Consider the following 1124-nt stretch of genomic DNA (forward strand, 5'->3'; position numbering starts at 1 on the left):
AGCTAATAGTTGTTTAAAGCTATTAGATATTGGGTTTGGCACCGGTTCTTTATAATAAACCTGCTGAACATTTTTTAGCATCGGAATCGTGAACAACCCCCACCAAAGGGCAGTGATCGCGAATGCCGCTTGACTTGCTACAGTCACTGATAAGGGGATAATATTTTGTTGAGATAATAGAATAAGAGCAATGCTGATAATAAAAGGGATCGTGCTCCCGATATAACCCATCGCATAGCCACGTGAAGATAGTTGATTCATCCGCTCCTCGGTCGTGACATCCACAAGAAAGGCATCGTAGAAAATATTTGTTCCACCAAAACCTATAACGGTGACCATATAGCAAATTAATAGGAAAAGCCATTGGTTACTTGGTACCACTGCAAGCAGTAAGGTAAAGATAATTCCTAATGCAAAGAAAAAGGTGAATAAGCGTTTCTTTAATCCCTTGAAATCGGCAATACTTCCCAAAATCGGGGCACAGAGCGAAATGAGCAGGGTGGCAAATGAATTGGCATAGCCCCAATAAGCAGTGGAAGTGGTAGCTGCAAGACCGGCTTCTTTTGCAGCTGCTTTAAAATATAATGGGAATATGGCTGTGGTGATTAGAATGGAATAAGCAGAGTTTGCCCAATCATACAATACCCAGCTCTTTTCTTGCTTGGACATCCGACTCATAGATTTTCCCCCTTTTAATTTTGTAAAATCTCTTCGATAACCCTTCCATCTGTCTGGCCTAAATCAACTCCAAGAAGCCGTGCAAATGTGGGGCCTTCATCAATGAGACGGATAGAAGGCAGGGTGACTGTTTGAATCCCTTTTCCTGATGCCATAAAAATCGTTCCATAATTTTCTTTCTCTGGTGAATAGCCATGACAGGCTAAGGTATATTTATGATCCGCGATGACATCCTCCTTCGTGATCGTTTTGATAAACTCCCCCTCAAAATCTTCTAAAAAGAAATACCCTCTTTGGGCCTCAAGCATGAAGGCACACGTACCATCTGCTCCTTTTTCTGATGCTTGTGCTCCGGTGAGAGCGGACTCAATTCCGCTTTCTGGATTAGTAAGTAAGGAATCTACTATTCGCTTTACTTCCTGTAAAATTTTTGTATCATGTTGATC

The 1124-nt window shown here is 41.6% G+C and carries 1 protein-coding gene and 1 pseudogene; both read right to left on the reverse strand.

Going from position 1 to position 1124, the window contains the following annotated elements; translation table 11 throughout:
- Window positions 1-678: MFS transporter (locus tag V7137_RS30380; protein WP_335701514.1), on the reverse strand; the 678-nt coding region annotated here is incomplete at its 3' end.
- A gap of 14 nt (window positions 679-692) precedes the next feature.
- A pseudogene (locus V7137_RS30385) lies at window positions 693-1124 on the reverse strand (alkaline phosphatase family protein); the annotation flags it as partial.

This window comes from Neobacillus drentensis (assembly GCF_036962765.1).
In the GTDB taxonomy this organism is placed as follows: domain Bacteria; phylum Bacillota; class Bacilli; order Bacillales; family Cytobacillaceae; genus Neobacillus; species Neobacillus drentensis_C.